The organism is Cupriavidus sp. 05T313, assembly GCF_056396665.1.
The window spans coordinates 1-4,923 of sequence record NZ_JBFTLX010000372.1 but is presented as its reverse complement, the minus strand read 5'-3'; the positions used below and the strand labels follow the sequence as shown (position 1 = coordinate 4,923).

Below are 4,923 nucleotides of genomic sequence, written 5' to 3'. Positions count from 1 at the left end.
CGCCGCGGCGGCGGCCGGCCGCGCACGCCAGCTCACGCTGGTGCTCGGCGGGGCACGGTCGGGCAAGAGCCACTTTGCCGAGCAGATGGCCGCCGACCATGCCGCAGCCACCGGGGGCCCCGTCACCTATATCGCCACCGCGCGCCACGACGACAACAGCGCCGATGAAGAGATGGAGGTGCGCATCGCGCTGCACCGCGCCCGGCGCCCGGCCGAGTGGGGCCTGGTCGAGGCGCCGCTGCACCTTGCCGACGCCTTGTACGCGCACGCGACCCACAATGGCTGCATCCTGGTCGACTGCGTCACGCTCTGGCTCAACAACCTGCTGTTCCTCGACGCCCGCAGTTATCCCGAGCATGGCCTGGTGACGCCGCCGGCCGCCTTCACCGAGGAAATCGACGCGCTGCTGACCGCGTTGCCCACCCTGCCCGGCCACGTCATCCTGGTCTCCAACGAGATCGGCTTCGGCGTGGTGCCGATGGGCGCCATCACCCGCTTCTACGTGGACGAACTGGGCCGCCTGAACCAGAAGCTGGCCGCCGCCGCGGACCGCGTGCGGCTGCTGGTGGCAGGCATTCCCGTCAGCGTGAAAGGCGCCGACCCGGCGTGCTGATGCTGTCTTCGCTGTCCTCGCTGCTTTCGTGGTGGCCGTTTCCCGACTTTACCTGGACCGCCTGCGTGGCCGCCGCCGTAGCCGGCGTGCTGCTTGACCAGTGGCTGGGCGAGCCGCGCCGCTGGCATCCGCTGGTGGGTTTCGGCCGCCTCGCGGCGGCCTTGGAACGCCGCTTGAACCGTGGCGGCGCGCCGCTGCGCCAGCGGCTCACCGGCCTGGCCGCCTGGGCGCTGATGGTGCTGACGCCGGCCGCGCTGGCCGGCATTCTGGTGCATGCCGCCACGCAGTTCAGCGCGGTGCTGGGCTGGCTGTTGCAGGCACTGGCGCTCTACGCCGCGCTGGGCGCGCGCAGCCTGGCCCAGCATATCGCGCCGATCGCCGTGGCGCTGGCGCAAGGCAATCTCGCCGATGCGCGCCAGCTCACGGCACGCATCGTCTCGCGCGACACCGCCGACGCGGATGGCGAGGCGCTGGCCCGCGCCGCTTGCGAATCGGCGCTGGAGAATGGCAACGACGCCATCTTTGGCGCCTTGTTCTGGTTCCTGCTGGGCGGCGCGCCGGCGGTGATCGCCTACCGCCTTGCCAATACGCTGGATGCGATGTGGGGCTACCGCACGCCCCGCCTGCTGCATTTCGGCTGGGCCGCCGCGCGCCTGGACGACGTGCTCAACCTGGCGCCTGCCCGCCTCACCGCGCTCTCCTACGCACTGCTCGGACGCACCGTTCAAGCGCTGCGCTGCTGGCGGGCGCAGGCGCCGGCGTGGTCCAGCCCCAATGCGGGCCCGGTGATGGCCGCCGGCGCCGGCGCCGTCGGCGTGGCACTGGGCGGGCCCGCACGCTACCACGGCGAATGGGAGGAGCGTCCGCCGCTTGGCGAGGGACGCGCACCCGGCGCCGCCGATGTGCACGCCTGCCTCCGGCTGGTTCAACGCACGCTCTGGCTATGGCTGGCCGCCGCCGGCGCCAGCGCCGCCCTCCTCCAATACGGCATCGCATGAGTACACCGATCCGCCACGGCGGCGACCTGCTCGCCGCCGTGCGCCGCTACGGCCGGCCAGCCGAAGACTGGCTCGAYCTTTCCACCGGCATCAATCCCGACGGCTATCCCGTGCCGGCCCTGCCCGCCGACGCATGGCAACGGCTGCCGCAGGACGGCGACGGCCTGGCGGAGCTGGCGGCGCAGGCTTACTGCGCGCCGCAAGCCCTGCCGGTGGCCGGCTCGCAGGCTGCCATCCGCACCCTGCCGCAATTGCTCAAACCGGGCCGCGTTGGCGTGGCGGCGCAGGGCTACAGCGAATACGCGCCCGCCTTCGCCCGCGCCGGGCATCAGGTGATGCCGCTGGCCGAAGCGGATTTCGCGCGCGGCGACCTTGCCGCGCGGCTCGACCACCTGGTGGTGGTCAACCCCAACAACCCCACCGGGCGCACGCTCACGCAAGACACGCTGCTGTCGTGGCATGCCGAACTGGCGGCGCGCGGCGGCACGCTCCTGCTCGACGAAGCCTTCATGGATTGCACGCCCGCGCTGTCGCTGGCCGCGCGCTCGGATCTCCCCGGCCTGGTGGTCCTGCGCTCGCTCGGCAAGTTCTACGGCCTGGCCGGCGTGCGCTGCGGCTTCGTGCTGGCAGAGCCCGCCTTGCTGGCGGCGCTGGCCGAACAGCTCGGGCACTGGACCGTGGCAGGCCCGGCGCGCGCGGTAGCGCGCCTGGCCCTGGCCGACCACGGCTGGCAGGCCGCCGCGCGCGAGCATCTGCAGCAGGCGGGCAGGCGGCTCGCGGCGATACTGCGCGCGCACGGCCTGGCGCCCGTGAGCCACCCCTTGTTCAGCTGGGTGCCGCGCGCCGACGCGGCGCTGCTGCACGACACGCTTGCGCGGCAAGGCGTATGGACGCGGCTGTTCGACGCACCGGCCAGCGTCGATGCCACGCCAAGCCTGCGGCTGGGATTGCCCCCGTCGCAAGAAGCGGCGTGGCAATGGCTCGACGCGGCGCTGGCATCCGCATGCGCCGCGATGCCCATGGGCATGCATCAAGACGGCTCAACACAGGCACCTTCCCCGACACAACCCCGATGATCCCGATCCCGATGACTGCCCGTTCCCTGCTGGTCCTGACAACACTGCTGGGCATCGGCGTTTGCGGCAACGCCGGCGCCGCTGTCTCGGTGGTCGACGATGCCGGGCAAACCGTCACGCTGGAACAACCCGCGCGCCGCGTGATCTCGCTGGCGCCACATGTCACCGAGATGCTGTACGCTGCCGGCGGCGGCGCGCGCATCGTCGGCACCGTGAGCTACAGCGACTACCCGCCGCAGGCACGCGACATCCCGCGCGTAGGCGACAACAAGGCACTGGATCTCGAACGCATCGCCGCGCTCAAGCCGGACCTGATCGTGGTATGGCGCCACGGCAATGCGCAAAAGCAGACGGACCGGCTGCGCGCGCTCGGCCTGCCGCTGTTCTACAGCGAGCCGCGCAAGCTGGAGGGCATTCCCAGCAATATCGAAAGGCTTGGCGTGCTGCTCGGCACCGAATCCACCGCCAACGGCGCCGCCGCCAGCTTCCGCCAGCAGGTCGACAAACTGCGCCAGACCTACGCCGCACGGCCGCCGGTAACGGTCTTCTACCAGGTCTGGCAGCAACCGCTGATGACCCTCAGCGGGCAGCACCTGATCAGCGACGTGCTGGCGCTCTGCGGCGGGCGCAACCTGTTCGCCAACGAATCCCTGCTGGTACCGACGGTATCGGTGGAAGCCGTGGTCGCCGGCAATCCCGAGGTGATGATGACCGCCAGCATGGGCGCGACCCGTTCCGACCGCCCGCTGCCCGACTTCGCCATGTGGGAACGCTGGAAACAGGTGACCGCGGTAGCGCGCGGCAACCTGTACGCCATCGACGGCGACCTGGTCAACCGGGCCGGCCCGCGCATCACCCAGGGTGCGGAAGTCGTATGCAAGGACCTGGACAACGCGCGCCGCAAGCGGCCGGCGCAATAGGTAGGACAGGTCCAGGAACGCCCGCCCCATCCCGCCTGCGCGAGAGGGCTGCCATTTGCAGGAGCGAGCCCGCCAAATCAACGATTGGTAGCCGTGTGGAGCGCCCCCAAGGGCGGCCCACACCCCAGCGCAATGCGGARCGAGCCGTGTAGGTGTACCTGGCCGTATGGGGCGCCTCGGGATCCGGTGAAAAGAGCGGAAAAGAGGGACCCATGTTTGAGTATCGCCTTAACAGGCTGCTGAAATACCTCCGACGGAAGTCAGCCTGGGATCGGGCATAAGCGTTGAAATGAGAACCTCACACGACCCTGAACATTCGATGCGCGGCGCTGACACTTTCACTGAGAGCTTGTTCACCATGCGGCGGCTGGAAGACTTCGTCCCCCGGTCGCATCCGCTGCGCTCGATTCGCGCCATGGCCAATCAGGCGTTGGCAAAGATGGACCGGCTGTTCGCCGAGATGTACGAGGCAGATATCAAGGGTGGCCGCCCCAGCATCGCGCCAGAGAAGCTGTTGCGGGCCATGCTGCTGCAGGTGTTTTACAGCATCCGTTCTGAACGTCAACTCATGGAACAGACGCAATACAACCTGCTGTTCCGCTGGTTCATCGGTCTGGCCATGGACGACGCGGTCTGGGTGCCCACGGTGTTCACCAAGAATCGAGAACGACTGATCAAGCATGACGCCGTGATCGAGTTCTTCAACGAAGTGCTGGCCATCGCGCAGAAGAAGAGCTGGCTGTCCGGCGAACACTTCAGCGTGGACGGCACATTGATCCAGGCGTGGGCTGGCCACAAGAGCTTTGTGCGCAAAGACGGTGAGGACGACGACAACGGCGGCGACTTCAAAGGCCGTAAGCGGAGCAACGAGACCCACGAGTCCAAGACGGATCCCGATGCTCGGCTGTTCCGCAAAGGCAATACTGCCAGCGCACTGCGCTACATGGGACACACCCTGAGCGATAACCGTCATGGCCTGGTGGCCAGCGCCATGGTGACAGTCGCGGACGGTTGCGCAGAACGTGAGGCCGCCAAAGTCATGATCAACGATGCTCGGCAGGCCGTTGAGGATCCAGGCACGGTGCTCACGCTCGGTGCAGACAAGGGCTATGACGCAGCGGAGTTCGTCGAAGCGTGCCTGAGGATGAGGGTCATGCCGCACGTGGCCCAAAACACGAACGGGCGACGCTCCGCGGTGCCCGATCCGATTGCCGCCAGCGCAGGCTATGCGATCTCTCAGCAAAAGCGAAAGCTGATCGAGCAAGGCTTCGGCTGGGCCAAGACGGTGGGTGGCATGCGTCAGGTGATGGTGCGCG

General features: G+C 68.7%; 5 protein-coding genes. All 5 read left to right on the top strand.

The window, feature by feature from the left end:
- Positions 1-37: 37 nt before the first annotated feature.
- Complete coding sequence (gene cobU, locus AC1DKD_RS38995) at positions 38-613, top strand: bifunctional adenosylcobinamide kinase/adenosylcobinamide-phosphate guanylyltransferase (protein ID WP_035864062.1); 576 nt, start codon at positions 38-40, stop codon at positions 611-613.
- Entirely contained in the window at positions 613-1,611 is a 999-nt protein-coding gene (gene cbiB / locus AC1DKD_RS38990) for an adenosylcobinamide-phosphate synthase CbiB (RefSeq protein WP_477111294.1), read from the top strand. Before cobU ends, cbiB begins: the two co-directional genes overlap by 1 nt.
- Positions 1,608-2,687 (top strand): threonine-phosphate decarboxylase CobD, encoded by a 1,080-nt coding sequence (gene cobD / locus AC1DKD_RS38985; RefSeq protein ID WP_477111295.1) that lies wholly within the window; start codon positions 1,608-1,610, stop codon positions 2,685-2,687. The genes cbiB and cobD overlap by 4 nt, the downstream gene beginning before the upstream one ends.
- 11 nt (positions 2,688-2,698) lie before the next feature.
- Positions 2,699-3,607: a cobalamin-binding protein gene (locus AC1DKD_RS38980; RefSeq protein ID WP_477111296.1), complete on the top strand. Its 909-nt coding sequence runs from the start codon at positions 2,699-2,701 to the stop codon at positions 3,605-3,607.
- A gap of 319 nt (positions 3,608-3,926) precedes the next feature.
- On the top strand, positions 3,927-4,923 hold a 997-nt coding region (locus tag AC1DKD_RS38975), incomplete at its 3' end, for an IS5 family transposase (RefSeq protein ID WP_477144539.1).